Consider the following 15,236-nt stretch of genomic DNA (forward strand, 5'->3'; position numbering starts at 1 on the left):
GGCAAACCCAACCCAAGCTGCATCCAGCCTCTCGCTTGACAAAGCCACCGAACTAGCCGCCGAACAATGGACGGCCAAGCCGGCGGCACCTGGGGCGAGCTTTTCAACATCCCGCTGACCGCCCACTTCATCGGCGGCTGCCCCATCGGCCAAACCGCCGAAGAAGGCGTCATCGACCCGTACCAACGTGCTTTCGGCTACCCCACACTGTCTATTGTGGACGGTTCAGCGATCACCGCAAACCTCGGCGTCAACCCCTCGCTGACCATCACCGCCCAAGCCGAACGCGCTTTCTCCATGTGGCCCAACCTCGGCGACCCCGACCCACGCCCCGCCCAGGGCACTTCTTACACCCGAATTCCCGCGATATCCCCAAAATCCCCGGCCGTACCAGCCGGCGCCCCGGCCGCCCTGCTCCCTCACTGACCCTCACCCCTCCCCCCACTGCTCGCCGAATGTAACGGTACGGCTCGCTTTTGTCCCATTTTCGTTGCATTCGCGCCATGGTGACCCATGGGACGCCTGAGGTCAACTTTCACCGCCAGTAACCGGATTCCGCAAATAACGCCGCCAGGGCACCCCACCCACCCGCTGCACAATCGGAGTCCGATTGTGCAGCTCTACACAGGGTGCGGCGCGAAACTGTCGTACCCCTCCGGCAGATTTGCCCCCACCCAGTGACGGGGGGGGGGCGGGTTTGAGGACCAATGTTCAACTAAAAATTAAGGACTACCTCTCAACCCACCCCCGCCCGTTCAAAGGGAGGGGGAAAAAAAAACAGACACCTACGACAATTTCGCGCCGCACCCTACGTAGAGATCTGCACAATCGGAATCCGATGCGCAGCTCGTACGCTTGGAGTAGCAGTCAGGCCGGGAGACACGGGCGACAATATCGGGCGCCCGCCGGGGAAATGGCGGGCGCCCGAGGTCTTAAAGGCCTGCGGTCTGCAGCAGATCCTTCGTCGTGCCGGCTGGTGCGTTCGAGATGACGCCCTTGAGGCGTGGCTCTGCAGCCAGGAAATCACCGCGTCCGAGGAAGCGTCACCGTTGGCTGACTTGTAAAGTGCCGCGACCCCGGCCACATGCGGGGTGGCCATCGAGGTGCCGGAGATCGTGTTTGTGCCGCCGTTGAGCCAGAGCGACGTGATGTTCACGCCCGGGGCATAGCCCTCGACCAGGGAGCCATAGTTGGACCAGCTGGCGTTGTGGTCGGCGTTGTCGCTGGCGGCGGTGGTGAAGACGCCGGGGGCTTCGGCCGGGGAGTGGCCGGAGGCGTCGGCGCCGTCGTTTCCGGCCGCTACGGCCAGAAAGACGCCGGAGGCGGCGAGGTTGGTGGCGGCGGTGTCGACGCCAGAGTCGCTCGGGCCGCCGAGTGACATGTTGGCGACGGCCGGCTTGTGGGCGTTGTTGGCCACCCAGTCCATGCCGGCGATCACATCCTGGTACGAGCCCTGGCCAGCGCAGTTGAGCACCCGTACGGCATAGAGACTGACCTGATGCGCGATCCCGTACGTGGTGCTGCCGATCGTGCCGGCGACGTGGGTGCCGTGACCGTTGCAGTCCTTGCCGTCACCGCCGGTCGCGTCGTACGCGATCTGAGCCCTGCCACCAAAATCCGCGTTGGTGGTGTCGATGCCAGTGTCTATGACGTACGCGCTGACACCGGCGCCGGTGGCCGTCACGGTGAACTGGTTGTCCAGCGGCAGGTTCGGCTGGTCGATCCGGTCCAGACCCCACGACGGGACCGAATCGACCTGGATGCGAGCGTCCTGATTGACCGACCGTACGGTCGCCTGCATCCGGGCGGTGCTGAGCTGCTGACTGGACATCTTCGCGGCGAATCCGTGCAGCACCTTGGTGTAGACGTGCTCGGGGCGTACGCCCATCGACTGGGCCACCGCGGCCGGGTTCGCGCCGGGCGCCACCTGGACGATGTATTCACCGGTGACAGCGCTGGCGCCGTGCGTGACATAGGGCGCTGGCGTCGTACGGGCACCGGCGGCCTGCGCAGGCATCCCGGCAAGCGCGCTGCCAGCCACGGTCAGCGCGACAACCGCGCTGGCGAGCAAGGTACGCACGGCTCTGGTGGCGATCGGATTCACGGCTTCCTCCTTGAAGATCCCAGTTGTTCCGGGCGAGCAGCCGTACCGGGCGATCACTCTCCGTCATGGATAACCACCTGTCCTGCTATGACGCGAGGTCCTGAGGCGTACGAGAGCAGGAAGCGGGGTGACACGGCCGCATTGGACCAACTTTCGGTCCATAACGATTCCTAAACAATGCGTAGGCAGCACCCATCTAATGCTGGCTTTTGCTGCGTATTGCCTGTTGCATGCCAGCAAGGCACAAACGTGGGAGTTGACACGGTCCGGCACTATTAAGGACCAGACCGGGCCACTCCAGGGACCATCGTCCGAATTGGGATGAATTGATGCGATACCCGAGGCAATCGCTCCACTCGATCCGGCAACCGTCACCCTGCGTTATGTAAATCGGGCTACTACACTACGTCGTAATTCGGGAGAATCTGCCACGCGTACGAGGGTTCATCTCACCCAGTGCGAACCACTCGTCTCCGGGAGCGAGGGTGCTCATGCGAGGGGAACAGGCGAGCCAGCCCGCCGGTTCGGCCATTTTGGTACGGGCCAGCTCGCCCGTCCTGGTGGGCCGGACCGCTGAGCTGCGGGCCCTGATCGACGTCACCAGCCAGCCACCCGCGGTGGTGCTGCTGGAAGGTGAGGCCGGAATCGGCAAGAGCCGCCTGCTGCAGGAGCTGCTGGCCCAGCCGGAGCTGCGCCGGCACTGGACGGCGATGGGCTGGTGTCAGCCGCTGCGCGAACCGTTCCCGTACGGGCCGATCGTGGACGCCCTCGGCGGCGCCGGCGAGCACCTGGAGCGGCTACGCCGGACCGGCCGCCGCCGCTCAATCCGCTGCTCGGCGCGCTGCGACCGATGCTGGCCGAGATCGCCGATCATCTGCCCGCGCAGCCCGCCCCCCGCTCGGGGACGCGAGGGCCGAACGACACCGGATGTTCCGGGCCGTACGCGAGCTGTTGGCCACTTGCGGCCCGACCCTGCTGGTGGTGGAGGACCTGCACTGGGCGGACGAGGGCACCACCGACCTGCTGCATTTCCTGGTGTCGCAGCCGGCCGACAACATGTGTGTGGTCGCCACCTACCGCCCCGAGGAGTCCGCGTCGCTGCCGCTGACCGGCGCGCATCGGCAGGGCCCGGGCACCACGTCCGCGGTGATCCGGCTGGCGCCACTGGACGAGGGCCACGTCGGCCGGCTGACCGCGGCGCTGGTGGGCGAGCAGGACGTGTCCGCCGACTTCGCCGGCCGACTGTTCCGTCGTACCGCCGGGATCCCTTTCGCCATCGAGGAAACTCTGCACGCGCTGCGTGACCCGGCGGGTGCGGTACGAGCCACCGGTAGCGCCGCCGAGCGGCTGCTGGACAACCTGGAGGTGCCGACCCTGCTCCGGCAGGCGATGGCCGACCGGCTGGACCGGCTGTCGCCCGCGGCCGTACGAGTGGCCCAGGCGACCGCGGTGCTCGCGGTGCCGGCGTCGGCCGCGCTGATCATGGCGGTCGCCGACCTGCCGGCCGCCGAGACCGACGACGGGATCGTGCAGGCGCTGCGGGCCGGCGTGCTGGTGGAGGCGTCCACGAACCGGTACGGCTTCCGGCACGCGTTGGCCAGGCAGGCCGTCTACGACGCACTCGACGGCCCTTATAGACGCGGTCTGCACGCCCCCGGGCGGCCGCGGTGCTGCGGGCCGGGCCGTCGCTACCGTACGTCCAGATCGCCAACCACCTGCGGGCCGCCGAGCAGATTGGCGAGTGGCTCAGCACCGCCGAGAGCGCGGCGCTGGTCGCGCACGACAGTGGCGACTCGGCGTTGGCCAGCGAGCTGCTGCTGGAGCTGATCGACGAGCCGACGATCTCCACCGAGCAGGTCAACCGGGTCGCGCTGGCCCTGGGCAAGTCCGCGCTCGGGATGGTGGGCGAGCGCGGCATGATCACCGTTTTGGGGCAGCTGCTGGAAGATCCGCGGCTGACCTCGGCCACTCGGGCGGAGCTGAGGTTCCAGCGCGGGCTGCTGTCCTTACGCAGGTCCGGCAGTCTCGACGCCGGCCGTGAGGACCTGGAGGAGGCGGTCGCCCAACTGGCCGACTCGAACCCGGCCTCCGCGCTGATGGGCATGTCGGTGCTCGCGGTGGCCCAGTTCGGCGAGACGCCGGCGAGCGAGGCTCAGCGGTGGCTGCCGCTGGTGGAGAAGGGCATCCAGCGGTCCGCGGACCCGGCGGTACGGGCCAGCGCGGCCGCTAACCAGCTGCATACGCTCATCCAGCTCGGCGACCCGGCCGGCCTCCCGCAGGCGCTGGAGCTGCCCGATCGCAGCGACGACTCGGAAGAGCGCCGCGCGCTGACCAGGGCGCACGCCAACGTGGCCGACGCGTGCGGCTGGGTCGGACACTTCTCGTCTGCCGTCGCTTCCTGCGGACCAGCCAGGAGCTGGCCGGCGCCGGCGGCGCAGTCCCGTACGTCTGCAGCGTCACCGACGCCACCGAGGCGCATCTGGACTGGTGGACGGGTCGGTGGGAGGGCCTCGCCGAGCGCTGCGAGCAGCTCCTGGACCGCTACCTGGACGTGCAGATCGTCGCCGACGAGCTGTCCCTGGTGCTCGCGTCGCTGGCCATCGCGGCCGGCGAGTGGGACGCGGCACTGGACCGGCTCGACGGCCCGGCCTCCTCAGCGCCACCGAGTCCTGCGCCCCGATGGTCATTTCCGCGGCCGCTGCCCGCACGCGCCTCTACCTGTCCCGTGACGACGTCGTCTCAGCGGCCCACGCGGCCAGCCGCAGCCTCGCGCTGGCCAGCGCGAAGGGCGTCTGGGCGTGGGCCGCCGAGCTGCTGCCGGCCGCCACTGAGGCGTACGCGCGCAACGGCGAAATCGCCACCGCGCAGGCCCTCCTGGACGCGTACGACCTGGCATCGCCGGCAGCGACACTCCCCTCGCCCAGGCCGCTTCGCTGCATGGCCGCGGCATCCTGCGCCTTTTCACCGGCGACGTACGCGGCGCCACCGGCCGCCTCCGCGACGCCGCCGAGGCGTACGAGGCGCTGCCCGCTCCGTACGACGCGGCGCTGGCCACCGAGCGGGCCGCGCTGGCCGCCGTCGCCCGCGGCGCCGACCCGACCGAACAGCTCGGCCCGCTCGCCGACACCTTCGCCGCCCTCGGCGCTACCCGCGACGCTGCCCGCTGCCAGCACGCCCTGCGCGGTCACGGCACCGTCGTACGATCCCCCGCCGCGGCCGCCGCGGTTACGGTGACGAACTGTCGCCACGGGAGAAGGACGTGGCCCGACTGCTCGCCCGCGGCCACTCCAACCGGGAAATCGCCGAGGTCCTTTTCCTGTCCCCGCGAACCGTCGAACACCACGTCGCCCGCGTCCTGCACAAATCCGGCGCCCGCACCCGCGCCGACCTCCGCGAGTCCTGACGGGTCAGGAAGGACAGAGCCGGTCGACGAGGGCCACGACTCGGTTGGGGGCGACGTCGTCCCAGTTGAACAGCGCGTACGCGTAGATCGGCGCGATCAGGATCTCGAATACCTCCTGCAGGCTCGGTGAGTGCTCGCCGCGGGCGGTTGCGCGGTCGAGCATCGTCTGGATGTCATTCGTACGCCCAGTCATGTATCCGCCATTGCTGCCGGGTTCCTGAGCGAGCAGCGCGGCACGCAGGAACACCCGGCCCGGAACGCCGGCCAGATCGGCGGCGAGTCCAGCTCCCCAGGCGGCCAGATCGGTCCGCAGCGAGCCGGTGTCCGGCAACGCGGAAAGGCGCTCCAGACGCGCCGAGATGACATCCTCGAGCAGCCCGGAAACGCTGCCCCAGCGCCGGTAGAGCGTTGCCGGATGTACGCCGGACTTCTCCGCGACCAGCGGAAACGTCATTTCTGCCCAGGACTGGCCGGCCAGCAGCTCCAGCACCGCCGCATGCACTGACTCGCGTACCGCGGCCGTCCGCCCACCTGGCCTGCTCCGCGCTCGATCTGTCGTCACCACCACAACCTAACACGAAGATAGTTGCGTTTAGCCGCTGTTCTTGCTAGCTTGACGTTAACGCAATCGCCTTCGCTTTAAGGAGTGGGACATGTCGTACGTTATCGAGGCCAACGTGATGCCGATGGTTTTCCCGACAGTCGCGGTGATCGGCGCACTGGTGAGCACGACCGTTCGCCGGCCGGCGAACGCGGCGGAGCGGCTGGAGACCTGGCTGCGCTGGTGGTTCGGGGCAGCGGTCGGTTTCGGCGCGCTCTGGATCGCCGTCGCGTTCTTCTTCGCGACGGACACTTTCGCGGCGGTCATCGGCTATCAGACGAGCGGGTTCCAATGGGAGGTGGCGACCGCCAACCTCGGCTTCGCGGTCGTCGGGTTTTTTTTGGTGCGTACGAGTGAAAGACCACGCTCGCGAGGTCAGCATGGTCGCCTATTTTGATCTTCCTGGTCGGCGCCGCCATCGAGCACGTCTACAACTTCGTGGTGAACAATGACATCCAGCCCGGGAACGTCGGCACGATCCTGCTGGCCGACGTGGGAGTTCCAGTGGTCGCCCTGATCCTGATCTTGGCGTCCCGCCGGCTCGACAAAAAAGCTAGTGCCCTGCGTTAGCCACGGACCGGCGGCGATCAGCTGACTTTCCACCAGAACTAAGGAAATCAGTCAGGATGCCCGGTGCCGCCTCTTCGGCGAAGGCGAGCCCGTCGGTCAGCCGGACATCCCGGATCCGATAGGCGCATTTGCCCGCGGCGGTGGTCGCGATGACCGTGCACAATCCGGCTCTGCGCTGGAAAGGCGATCGCCGGACCCGCCACCCGATGACCCCGCTCCGGCGCAACGCGACGGTACGACGGACCGCTGTTCCGGAGCGAGTGACCAGATATTTCCCGGAAAGTCCGTGCCCGAGATTCCGGTAGGCGTCGATGCCGAACAGGACAGCCACCGGAGTCCCCAGCACCGCGACAATCCACGGCAACCAAGACGGCAACGTCGTCGAAAATACTGGTAGGACAAGGGAAATGAGCACAGCTACCAGCCAGCCGGCGGCGGCTCGTACCAACCGGCGGCGCAGCGCCACCCGCGGATGGGTGATCAGCGGCGTACGGGTCGGGTCCGCGGGCTCCCGCAGCACGGCGGCCGCGACCTGGTGCGCGGCGGCCCGAGTGGCCGGCGGCAGCAAGGCATCCTGGTTGCGCGATTCGCGAGTCGATTTCACTCCGGTCGCGACAACTTTCGTACGAGCACCGCGGGCCCAGCGGACCAGCAGCGGCTCGGCGATCTCCACCCCGCGGATCCGCCGTTCCTCCAGCGTGACCGAGCGAGTGGTGATCAGCCCGCGGGTGACCAGCAGCGTGTCGCCGTGCTCACGCTCCAGCCGAAAACCCCACCATCCCTCGACATACTGCACGGCCGACACGACCAGCCCGATCAGGAAAGCGCCGCCAGCCAGCACGATCAGCACCGCGAGCACGATCGAGACGGACAGGAATCCGGCCACCCACTGGATAAAGAGCCAAGGCAGCGATGGCGCCGCCTCGACTACCCGCTCGGTGACACCGCCCACCACCCCGTAAACGACCGCGACCGTCGACAGCGTGAGCGGCGCGTACCGGAGCCACCGCCGGTCAAGGGTGGCGATGACCCGTACGTCGCCAGCATTTTCGGTCCGGTGCAGCAATTCCTGCCGCAGAGCCACCGCCGCCTGCCGCTGCGAGACCGCATGGAATTCCAGCTCGTCCTTGTCCGCGTCCTTGATCTGCCGGCCGGTGCCGACTTTCACCACCGACAGACCCAAAAGTCGGTGCAGCGGCCCGGAGGTCAGGTCGACGCTGCGGACGCGGGCGCGTGGAATCGACCGGTGCGTACGGGAAACCAGCCCGGAGCGCAGCTCGACCCGCTCGTCGCTGATCTGGTAGCGGGTAGTGAAATAGCGCACCGAGTGGGCCACTGCCACCATCAGGAACGCCACCAGAACGGATGCCATCACGATGGCCGTGACGCCGACCCCAGTGGTGACCTGCCACCCGGCGAGAGTCAGCGCGAACAGCATTCCCAGCACGGGCAGCGAAAGCGCGGTCAGCGATGGCACCAACATCCGCCGGTCCAGCCGCTGCCAACCGCCGCTCATGTCGCGTCCCCGGGCGTGGCCTGGGTGATTTCGGTCAGTTGCAAGGCAAGATCGGCCGCGACCTGGCGGTCCAGGCCCTGGATGGTGATCGCGCCAGCCGCCGAGGCGGTGGTCACCGTGACGCCGGCCAGCCGGAAAAGTTGTTGCAGGGGGCCGCGTACGGTGTCGACGGTCTGGATCCGGGTCATCGGCGCGGCATGCCACTCCTGCCAGATCCAGCCGGACGCGATGTAGACGGCGTCCGCGGTGGTTTCCCAGCGATGGACCCGATAACGCCACTGCGGCATCACGATCAAATAGCCGGCTCCGACAATGATGACCACCGCCGCCAACGCGACGAGCAGGCCCGTACGCGCCGGCTCGATCAACGCCGCCAACGCGGCCACACACCACCGCCGGCGGAAGCACGACCACCAGCGCTCTTACGCTCCACCAGGCGATCGCCCGGCGCTGCACCCGATGCCGCGGCGGCCGCAACTGCACCTCGACCATCACCGTCTCCCTCCGAGAATACGGGTGATCCTGGCGGTTCGGGGACGGGCCGGCCAGCTGGAAAGGAATCGGGCGGCGCCGACGAAAGTTGCGTTCACCCAGCTGGCGTGCGACTTTCGTAGGGTGTCCGCGCCGATCCCTGCCGCCACGCGCACAGCGGCCACTACCTTGGCGTACGTGTTTCGGCGACCATTCTGGGAATCCCGGCGCGATGCCCTCATCGACATCGCGCTGGCCGCCGGCGTGGCCGTGGGCGGCATCCCGATCCTGATCACGATCGTCTCGTGGCATCCAGCGCAGGACCGCTTCGTGCTCGACGTTCCGTGGCTGTTGCTGATCAGCCACGTGGTCTCCTCTGCCACTTTGCTGCTCCGGCGGCGTGTCCCGGTGGCGCTTTGCCTGCTGGAACTGATCGCCATTGCCGCCACCCCGATCGGCCTGCTCGCGACCACTGGCACGATCCTGGTGCCGGCGGACGATCCGAGCGGTGCGTGGGCGACGCTGGAAATGCCTTTCGTGCTCTATTCGGCGATCGTCTACACCCCCACCGGCCGGCGGCGGATTTACGCGTGGATGCTGATCGTCGCGCTCGCCGCGATTGCTGTCCGGCCGTGGCAGGCGGATTTCGGTACGGTCAGCGGCGGACTGCTTTTCACTGCCGTACCAGCATTACTCGGCCTCTACATCGGCGCCCGGCGGCGGCTCATCCGGGCCCTGACCGAGCGCGCCGAGCGGGCCGAGCGCGAGCAACAGTTGCTCGCCGAGCAGGCCCGCGCGGAGGAAAGGACCCGGCTCGCGGCCGAAATGCATGACGTAGTCAGCCATCGGATCAGCCTGATGGTGCTGCAGGCCGGGGCGCTGCGGGTCGCGGCCAGCGACGACAGCACCCGCTCGGCCGCCGAGGATCTGCGCAGCTCCGGCGTCCAGGCCCTCGATGAGCTCCGCGAGTTGGTCGCCGTACTGCGGGAAAATCCGCCCGCTGACAACGAGAACTCGGAGCGCAAAGACCTGCCCGCGTCGCTGCCCGACCTGTCCGCGCTGGTCGCCGACTCCGCTACCGCCGGGATCCGGGTGTCGCTGGACGAGTCCGGCAACCCACTGATGATCTCGCCGGCGGTCGGCCGGACCGCGTACCGAGTCGTCCAGGAAGCCCTGACGAACGTGCATAAACACGCACCGGGGACGGACGTACGCGTGCAGGTCCGCTACGGCGCCGACCAAGTGCGACTGACCGTACGCAACAATGCGCCGGTACGCCCCGCTGACCAGGCACTTTCCAGCACCGGCTCAGGAAGCGGGCTGACTGGGCTCCGCACCACCGAGTGGAGCTGGTGCACGGCTCGTTTCACGCTGGCCCGAACGAGGAGGGCGGCTTCGCGGTCGAGGTCACCCTGCCGGCGTACGTGCCGACGGCGGTCGGATGACCGCGCCCGGGTCTACCGTGGAGTCGATGGCAGCCCAGGCGTCCACTCGGCCGGCGTGGCTGCGACTGCCCACCTGGCAGTCGCGGTCGGACGCCCGCTGGGAAATCGGCCTCGCCACCGGCCTGCTGCTGGTGGGTGTGCTGGTGATGGTCGTCGGCCTGCTGCCGTGGGATGGCCGGTTGACGTCGCCATGGCAGTGGATCGCGGTGGGCCTGCAAGTGCCTGCGAGCCTGGTTTTGCTGTGGCGGCGCCGATATCCGGTCACCGTCAGCTCGATCCTCCTGCTGGTCGTGTTGCTCGCGGTCATCGCGAACCCGTCCGGCGCGACGTTCTCGGTGCCCCTGCAAATTGATGCCTGGCTGCCCCTGGCCGCCAGCATGACCGCCAACACGGTCATCCATTTCGGCGAGCGCTCGCGCCGCGGCCGGTACGTGTGGGGGCTGCTCGCGGTGATCACGCTGGTCGCCGCCCGGCCGTGGGACCTGTCCCTTTCGGTGCTCTACGGCGGGGGTCTCTCTCGCCGCGGTGCCGGCACTTTTGGGCGCATACCTGGCGGCCCGGGCCCGACTGCTCCGGGAAGCCACCGACCGCGCGGAAAGGGCCGAACGGGATCGCGCTTTGGCCGCCGGACAGGCCCGCGCGCAGGAGCGGATGCGGCTCGCCGCCGACCTGCACGACGTGGTCACCCACCGGATCAGCCTGATGGTGCTGCAGGCCGGCGCGGTCCGGATGTCCACAGTGGACCCCACCATTCGGTCCGCCGCGGAGGACCTGCGTACGGTCGGCTGCGAAGCGCTGGAAGAACTCCGCGACATGATCGGCGTGCTCCGCATCGACCACGAGGAAGCGACATGACTGACCCGATCCGGGTGATCGTCGTCGACGACGAGCCCATGGTGTGCGCCCATCTGCGGACAATCCTCGGCTCGGCCGACGACATCGAGGTGGTCGACGTGGCCCACGACGGCGCCGCCGCCGTCGAAGCGGTCGTACGCCACCGCCCGCGCGTTGTCCTTATGGACCTGCGGATGCCGGGCGTAGACGGCTTAACCGCGATCGAGCGAATCCGCCAGCTGCCAGACCCGCCGGCCGTCGTCGCCCTCACCACCTTCGACGCCGACCAGTACGTCATCCGGGCCCTGCGCGCCGGCGCGGCCGGATTCCTGGTCAAGTCCACACCACCAGAGGACCTGATCGGCCTGGTCCGGGTCGCCGCCGACGGCCACACCGTGCTGTCCCCAGCGGCCGCCCGTCGCCTCGTCGCCGCCTCCGCCGACGAGCAGGAGGTGCGCGACCGGGCCCGCAAACTCGTCCGCGGCCTCACCGAACGCGAGGTCGACGTGCTCACCTGCCTCGGCGAAGGCCTCTCCAACGCCCAAATCGCCGCCGGCTTTTCCTGTCCGAGGCGACCGTCAAGGGGTACGTGTCGCGGATGTTGGTCAAGCTGGACTGCAACAACCGGACCCAGGCCGGCCTGCTCGCGTACGACGCCGGGCTCGTCACCCGCTGAACTCATCCCGAGGGTGACACCCGTTCTATACCCCCGCAACGTCACGGTTAAAAACCGCGGACGAGTCCGCCGTCCACCCGCAGGCGCTGGCCGGTGACGTACGCCGCCGACTGCGAGCACAAAAAAGCGGCCGCCGCCGCGAACTCCTCCACTTTGCCGTAACGGCCGGCCGGGATCGACCGCTGCGACCGGAACTGCACCTCCTCGACGGCGATGTCCTGCGCCTGCGCGGCGAGCTGGTCCATTCCGTCTACTCGCGCGGTCGAAATGCGGCCCGGGAGCAGCAGGTTGACGGTCACTCCGGTGGTCGCGAGCTGGTCCGCCAGCATTTTGAGGTAGGCGGCGAGCGCGCTGCGGAACATCCCGGAGGTCGCCAACACCTCGATGGGTTGGTCGATCGACGTCGAACTGACCGCGATCACCCGCCCCCACCCACGCTCCCGCATGCCCGGCAAGCACTCCCTGACCAGCCGCAAATGTCCATAAAGCAGCAGCTCAGCGGCGTCTCTCGCCATCTCCTCGGTGACGTCCAACGCGGTCGCCGGCGGCGGCCCGCCACCGTTCAGCACCAGAATGTCGACCGGTCCGAGCCGCTCGACCGTCTCCGCGACCGCCACCGACGTACTCCCCGGATCGCGTACGTCCAACGACACCCCGATCGCGCCCGGCAACCGCTCCGCGTTCTCCCGTACGAGCTCCACCCCCGCGCCCCAAGCGCCACCTTCACCCCCTCGTGCGCCAACGCGGTCGCGATCCCCAACCCCAACCCGCTCGACGCGCCACCCACCAGCGCCACCCGCCCGGTCAGCCCGAGATCCATCGCCACTGCCTTTCGCCGCCGTTGACCACCTCGCGGAACCCTAACCCCGCTCGTCGCCGTTTTCGTCTGGGTCGCTGTCTCCGGCTCGTCCCCGTTTTCGGCTCGTCGTTATCGGCTCGTCGCCGTTTTCGGCTCGTCGCCGTTTTCGTCGTACCCAGCCCCGAGGGTGGGACCATCCGGGGGAGCCAAATCTGCACACGCTCGTACGCAGATACCCCGTGTTAGGTTTCCTGAATGGCGCTGAAGGACCTGGCATACGGCCTCTACCGTCGCCGGCTCACCCGCCAGCTGACGAAAGGGCCACTCCCGCGGCATGTCGGGCTGATCATGGACGGCAACCGGCGGTGGGCCCGGCAGATGGGGTTCGACAATCCGAGCGTCGGTCATCGGTACGGCGCCGAGCACGTCGAGGACCTGCTGGGCTGGTGCGCCGAAGCCGGCATCGATCATGTCACCGTTTTCGTCGCTTCGCTGGACAATCTGAGCTCCCGGGCCGCGCCCGAGGTCCAGTTTCTCTTGGATATTATCGAAAATGTGGTTGCCGACCACCTCGCCCGGCCGGCCAGCCGCTGGCGGGTGCAGGTGGCCGGCCGGCTGGACGCACTCCCGGATTCCACCGCGCACGCGCTCAAAGTCGCCGTCGACGCGACCCGCGATCGCAAGGTCGATGGGCACGTCACCGTCGCCGTCGGCTATGACGGCCACCAGGAAATCACCGACGCCGTCCGTTCTTTGTTGACGGAGAACGGCGAAGCCGGCCGTACGTTGAAACAAGTCGCCGAAACACTCACTCCCGACGACATCGCCAAACACCTTTACGCCAGCGATCTGCCCGATCCGGAGCTGGTGATTCGGACCAGCGGCGAGGTCCGCGCCTCCGGTTTTCTGTTGTGGCAGACGGCACATTCGGACTACCACTTCTGCGACGCATACTGGCCGGCATTTCGGCACATCGACTTCCTCCGCGCCCTGCGGACGTACGCGCAGCGCAAGAATGCCACCTGAGCCGATCACCGCCCTGACGCCCCGGCCAGTCCGCCGGCGGATGCTCTCACCCAGTGGTGGCGGGACCTCACTTTCCTGCACTGGCCGGTAGAACCGGCCCTGGTGGCGCCGCTCCTGCCGGCCGGCACCCGCCCGGATTTATTGGATGGCGTCACGTACGTGGGACTTGTCCCCTTCCAGATGGACAAAGTCGGCCTGCTGGCGACCCCGGGTCTACCGTATTTCGGCACCTTCTGGGAAACAAACGTCCGGCTCTATTCAGTCGACGCCGACGACCGACGCGCAGTAGTCTTCCGCTCGCTGGACGCGGCCCGGTTGGCGCCTGTCGTCGCGGGCCGTCTAGGGCTGTCGTTGCCATACATCTGGTCGTCGATGCAGATGCGACGCACCGGCGACGTTTTCACTTACACCTGCAGACGGCGGCAGGGACATCGAGCCGTCACCAGCGCAGTGGTGGCCTGGAAAGGCGAACGCATCACCGAACCCACCACACTGGAGCACTTTCTCACCGCACGCTGGGGTTTACACGTCTTCTCGTACGGTCGCACGCGCGCTATATCCCCAACGAACACCCGACCTGGCCGCTGCACCGCGCGGAACTACTTTCCCTCGACGACCATCTGATCGGCGCCGCCGGCCTACCGCAACCCACCACGCCACCGGTCAGCGTCCTCTATTCCCCCGGCGTCCCGGTCCGGTTCGGTCCACCCCTACCCGCCTGATGTGACTCACACCGCAGCGGTGCCGATCAGACCGTTGCGGGTAACCAGGTCGACCAACTCATCCGCAGAAAGGCCGTCCGTGCCGGCCGGTCGCCGTGGCAGCACCAAATACCGCGTTTCCGCGCTGGAATCCCACACCGTGACGTCGACACCCCCGTCCAAGGTCACGCCGAACTCGGCCAGCACTGCTCGCGGATCGCGCACCACTCGGGACCGGTACGCCTCGCTTTTGTACCAGCCCGGCGAAGGGCCGAGCAGCGAGATCGGATAGCAGGAGCAGAGCGTACACACCACGACGTTGTGGATTTCCGCGGTGTTCTCCCCCGCAGCCGTTGCTCCTGAATCCCGCCGCCCATGGAGAACCCGAGCTCTTCGATCGCCACGTTCGCATTTTCCAGCAGACGCTCACGAAATCCGTCGTCCAGCCACGCGTGCGCGACGATCCGCCGGCCGTTGGCCGGGGTGGCGCGGCGCAAGTACGCGTCGAGAGCCTCGTCGAGAGCATGGCCGCCCAGCACCCCGCGCTCCTCCAACAAAGTCTCCAAATCTCTGACCTGCCGGGAAATCAGCGCGTCGGAATGTTCGCCGCTCACCCGTCCACCTCCAGGTAGCTCTCCCACAAGTCGACCACGACCCAGTGATCGCCCGCCCCCCACAAATCACGGGCCGCGAAACGCACCGCGTAAACCGCCTCCACCGGCGGGTCCGGCAGGTTCTGCGAGCGTACGTCCGGAAGCGGGTGACGCCCCCGCTCTCTCCACCACCACACCCGACTTTTTCCGCGCGCGTAGCGAGGAATCCGAGTGTGGTGCGCAGGATCGACGGCAATTGTCCTTACCCGTACGCCTGACCCGAACCGCTCAGCCATCGAGCTCACCCTCAGCCAGCACGCCCTTGCGTACCAACAAAGTGCGGATCGCGTAGAACCACCGCTCGTAGTACGAAGAACGCAGATAGAGCTCCGGCGGCATGCGCTCGATCGCGTCGCGGAACTCGTCCAGGTTGTAGACACCCTGCCGTACCAACGTGCTGTTCAGACCGAAAACCCGGCCTCCCAGTCAGCATGGAA

Annotated in this window: 17 protein-coding genes and 6 pseudogenes; 13 read left to right on the forward strand and 10 right to left on the reverse strand. The window is 67.9% G+C overall.

All coding sequences use genetic code 11. The features are described 5' to 3' along the window. Positions 1-426: pseudogene (locus GNX96_RS46870) on the forward strand (GMC oxidoreductase); the annotation flags it as partial. A gap of 382 nt (positions 427-808) precedes the next feature. Here the strand turns inward: GNX96_RS46870 and GNX96_RS46875 are convergent. Continuing rightward, positions 809-2,104, reverse strand: a complete 1,296-nt coding sequence (locus GNX96_RS46875) for a S8 family peptidase (RefSeq protein WP_279583370.1) — start codon at positions 2,102-2,104, stop codon at positions 809-811. A gap of 491 nt (positions 2,105-2,595) precedes the next feature. Here GNX96_RS46875 and GNX96_RS66900 point away from each other — a divergent pair. From GNX96_RS66900 to GNX96_RS46890, 3 genes and pseudogenes are all read left to right on the forward strand, one after another. Then, a pseudogene (locus GNX96_RS66900) lies at positions 2,596-2,784 on the forward strand (hypothetical protein); the annotation flags it as partial. Beyond that, positions 2,738-3,112: pseudogene (locus GNX96_RS66905) on the forward strand (hypothetical protein); the annotation flags it as partial. The pseudogenes GNX96_RS66900 and GNX96_RS66905, both read left to right, overlap by 47 nt. Positions 3,113-3,771: 659 nt before the next feature. Further along, positions 3,772-4,833 (forward strand): hypothetical protein, encoded by a 1,062-nt coding sequence (locus tag GNX96_RS46890; RefSeq protein ID WP_279583380.1) that lies wholly within the window; start codon positions 3,772-3,774, stop codon positions 4,831-4,833. On the opposite strand, the gene GNX96_RS46895 is transcribed toward GNX96_RS46890, so the two are convergent. Next, on the reverse strand, positions 4,819-5,292 hold the full coding sequence (locus GNX96_RS46895) for a hypothetical protein (RefSeq protein ID WP_163573833.1): 474 nt from the start codon (positions 5,290-5,292) through the stop codon (positions 4,819-4,821). The genes GNX96_RS46890 and GNX96_RS46895 overlap by 15 nt on opposite strands. A gap of 50 nt (positions 5,293-5,342) precedes the next feature. Here GNX96_RS46895 and GNX96_RS46900 point away from each other — a divergent pair, with 50 nt between their 5' ends. Continuing rightward, on the forward strand, positions 5,343-5,507 hold the full coding sequence (locus tag GNX96_RS46900) for a response regulator transcription factor (protein ID WP_279583376.1): 165 nt from the start codon (positions 5,343-5,345) through the stop codon (positions 5,505-5,507). A gap of 4 nt (positions 5,508-5,511) precedes the next feature. Here GNX96_RS46900 and GNX96_RS46905 read toward each other — a convergent pair whose 3' ends face one another. Then, the gene (locus GNX96_RS46905) at positions 5,512-6,069 is read right to left on the reverse strand and encodes a TetR/AcrR family transcriptional regulator (RefSeq protein WP_163573835.1); all 558 of its coding nucleotides are present in this window, start codon (positions 6,067-6,069) and stop codon (positions 5,512-5,514) included. Positions 6,070-6,160: 91 nt separating this feature from the next. On the opposite strand from GNX96_RS46905, the gene GNX96_RS46910 reads away from it, so the two are divergent. Beyond that, on the forward strand, positions 6,161-6,505 hold the full coding sequence (locus tag GNX96_RS46910) for a DUF6790 family protein (protein WP_163573836.1): 345 nt from the start codon (positions 6,161-6,163) through the stop codon (positions 6,503-6,505). After that, the gene (locus tag GNX96_RS46915; protein WP_163573837.1) at positions 6,502-6,678 is read left to right on the forward strand and encodes a DUF6790 family protein; all 177 of its coding nucleotides are present in this window, start codon (positions 6,502-6,504) and stop codon (positions 6,676-6,678) included. The genes GNX96_RS46910 and GNX96_RS46915 overlap by 4 nt, the downstream gene beginning before the upstream one ends. On the opposite strand, the gene GNX96_RS46920 is transcribed toward GNX96_RS46915, so the two are convergent. Both GNX96_RS46920 and GNX96_RS46925 read right to left on the reverse strand, forming a co-directional pair. Beyond that, entirely contained in the window at positions 6,662-8,194 is a 1,533-nt protein-coding gene (locus GNX96_RS46920) for a PH domain-containing protein (RefSeq protein WP_163573838.1), read from the reverse strand. The genes GNX96_RS46915 and GNX96_RS46920 overlap by 17 nt on opposite strands. After that, positions 8,191-8,580, reverse strand: a complete 390-nt coding sequence (locus GNX96_RS46925) for a PH domain-containing protein (protein ID WP_279583371.1) — start codon at positions 8,578-8,580, stop codon at positions 8,191-8,193. Before GNX96_RS46925 ends, GNX96_RS46920 begins: the two co-directional genes overlap by 4 nt. A gap of 283 nt (positions 8,581-8,863) precedes the next feature. On the opposite strand from GNX96_RS46925, the gene GNX96_RS46930 reads away from it, so the two are divergent. The 4 genes and pseudogenes from GNX96_RS46930 (at position 8,864) to GNX96_RS60685 (ending at position 11,620) form a co-directional block, all read left to right on the forward strand. Then, the gene (locus GNX96_RS46930) at positions 8,864-10,462 is read left to right on the forward strand and encodes a sensor histidine kinase (RefSeq protein ID WP_279583377.1); all 1,599 of its coding nucleotides are present in this window, start codon (positions 8,864-8,866) and stop codon (positions 10,460-10,462) included. Between the two features lie 173 nt (positions 10,463-10,635). Further along, on the forward strand, positions 10,636-10,965 hold the full coding sequence (locus tag GNX96_RS46940) for a histidine kinase (RefSeq protein ID WP_163573840.1): 330 nt from the start codon (positions 10,636-10,638) through the stop codon (positions 10,963-10,965). Between the two features lie 38 nt (positions 10,966-11,003). After that, a pseudogene (locus tag GNX96_RS60680) lies at positions 11,004-11,255 on the forward strand (response regulator); the annotation flags it as partial. 278 nt (positions 11,256-11,533) lie between these two features. Continuing rightward, positions 11,534-11,620, forward strand: coding sequence for a hypothetical protein (locus GNX96_RS60685; RefSeq protein WP_279583378.1), 87 nt, complete (start codon positions 11,534-11,536; stop codon positions 11,618-11,620). 47 nt (positions 11,621-11,667) lie between these two features. On the opposite strand, the gene GNX96_RS46950 is transcribed toward GNX96_RS60685, so the two are convergent. After that, complete coding sequence (locus GNX96_RS46950) at positions 11,668-12,321, reverse strand: SDR family oxidoreductase (RefSeq protein WP_279583372.1); 654 nt, start codon at positions 12,319-12,321, stop codon at positions 11,668-11,670. Between the two features lie 353 nt (positions 12,322-12,674). On the opposite strand from GNX96_RS46950, the gene uppS reads away from it, so the two are divergent. Next, positions 12,675-13,445 (forward strand): polyprenyl diphosphate synthase, encoded by a 771-nt coding sequence (gene uppS, locus GNX96_RS46955; protein WP_163573841.1) that lies wholly within the window; start codon positions 12,675-12,677, stop codon positions 13,443-13,445. A gap of 102 nt (positions 13,446-13,547) precedes the next feature. Then, positions 13,548-14,167: pseudogene (locus GNX96_RS46960) on the forward strand (YqjF family protein). 6 nt (positions 14,168-14,173) lie between these two features. On the opposite strand, the gene GNX96_RS60690 reads toward GNX96_RS46960, so the two are convergent. The 4 genes and pseudogenes from GNX96_RS60690 to GNX96_RS46975 all read right to left on the reverse strand — a co-directional run bounded on the left by GNX96_RS60690 (position 14,174) and on the right by GNX96_RS46975 (position 15,192). Further along, on the reverse strand, positions 14,174-14,461 hold the full coding sequence (locus tag GNX96_RS60690; protein WP_313885964.1) for a nitrile hydratase subunit alpha: 288 nt from the start codon (positions 14,459-14,461) through the stop codon (positions 14,174-14,176). Between the two features lie 119 nt (positions 14,462-14,580). Next, positions 14,581-14,823: pseudogene (locus tag GNX96_RS61990) on the reverse strand (nitrile hydratase subunit alpha); the annotation flags it as partial. Further along, on the reverse strand, positions 14,757-15,035 hold the full coding sequence (locus tag GNX96_RS46970) for an SH3-like domain-containing protein (protein WP_163573842.1): 279 nt from the start codon (positions 15,033-15,035) through the stop codon (positions 14,757-14,759). The gene GNX96_RS46970 and the pseudogene GNX96_RS61990, both read right to left, overlap by 67 nt. Continuing rightward, on the reverse strand, positions 15,028-15,192 hold the full coding sequence (locus GNX96_RS46975; protein ID WP_279583375.1) for an SH3-like domain-containing protein: 165 nt from the start codon (positions 15,190-15,192) through the stop codon (positions 15,028-15,030). The genes GNX96_RS46970 and GNX96_RS46975 overlap by 8 nt, the downstream gene beginning before the upstream one ends. Between the last annotated feature and the right edge of the window lie 44 nt (positions 15,193-15,236).

This window comes from Fodinicola feengrottensis (genome assembly GCF_010993775.1).
Lineage (GTDB): Bacteria > Actinomycetota > Actinomycetes > Mycobacteriales > HKI-0501 > Fodinicola > Fodinicola feengrottensis.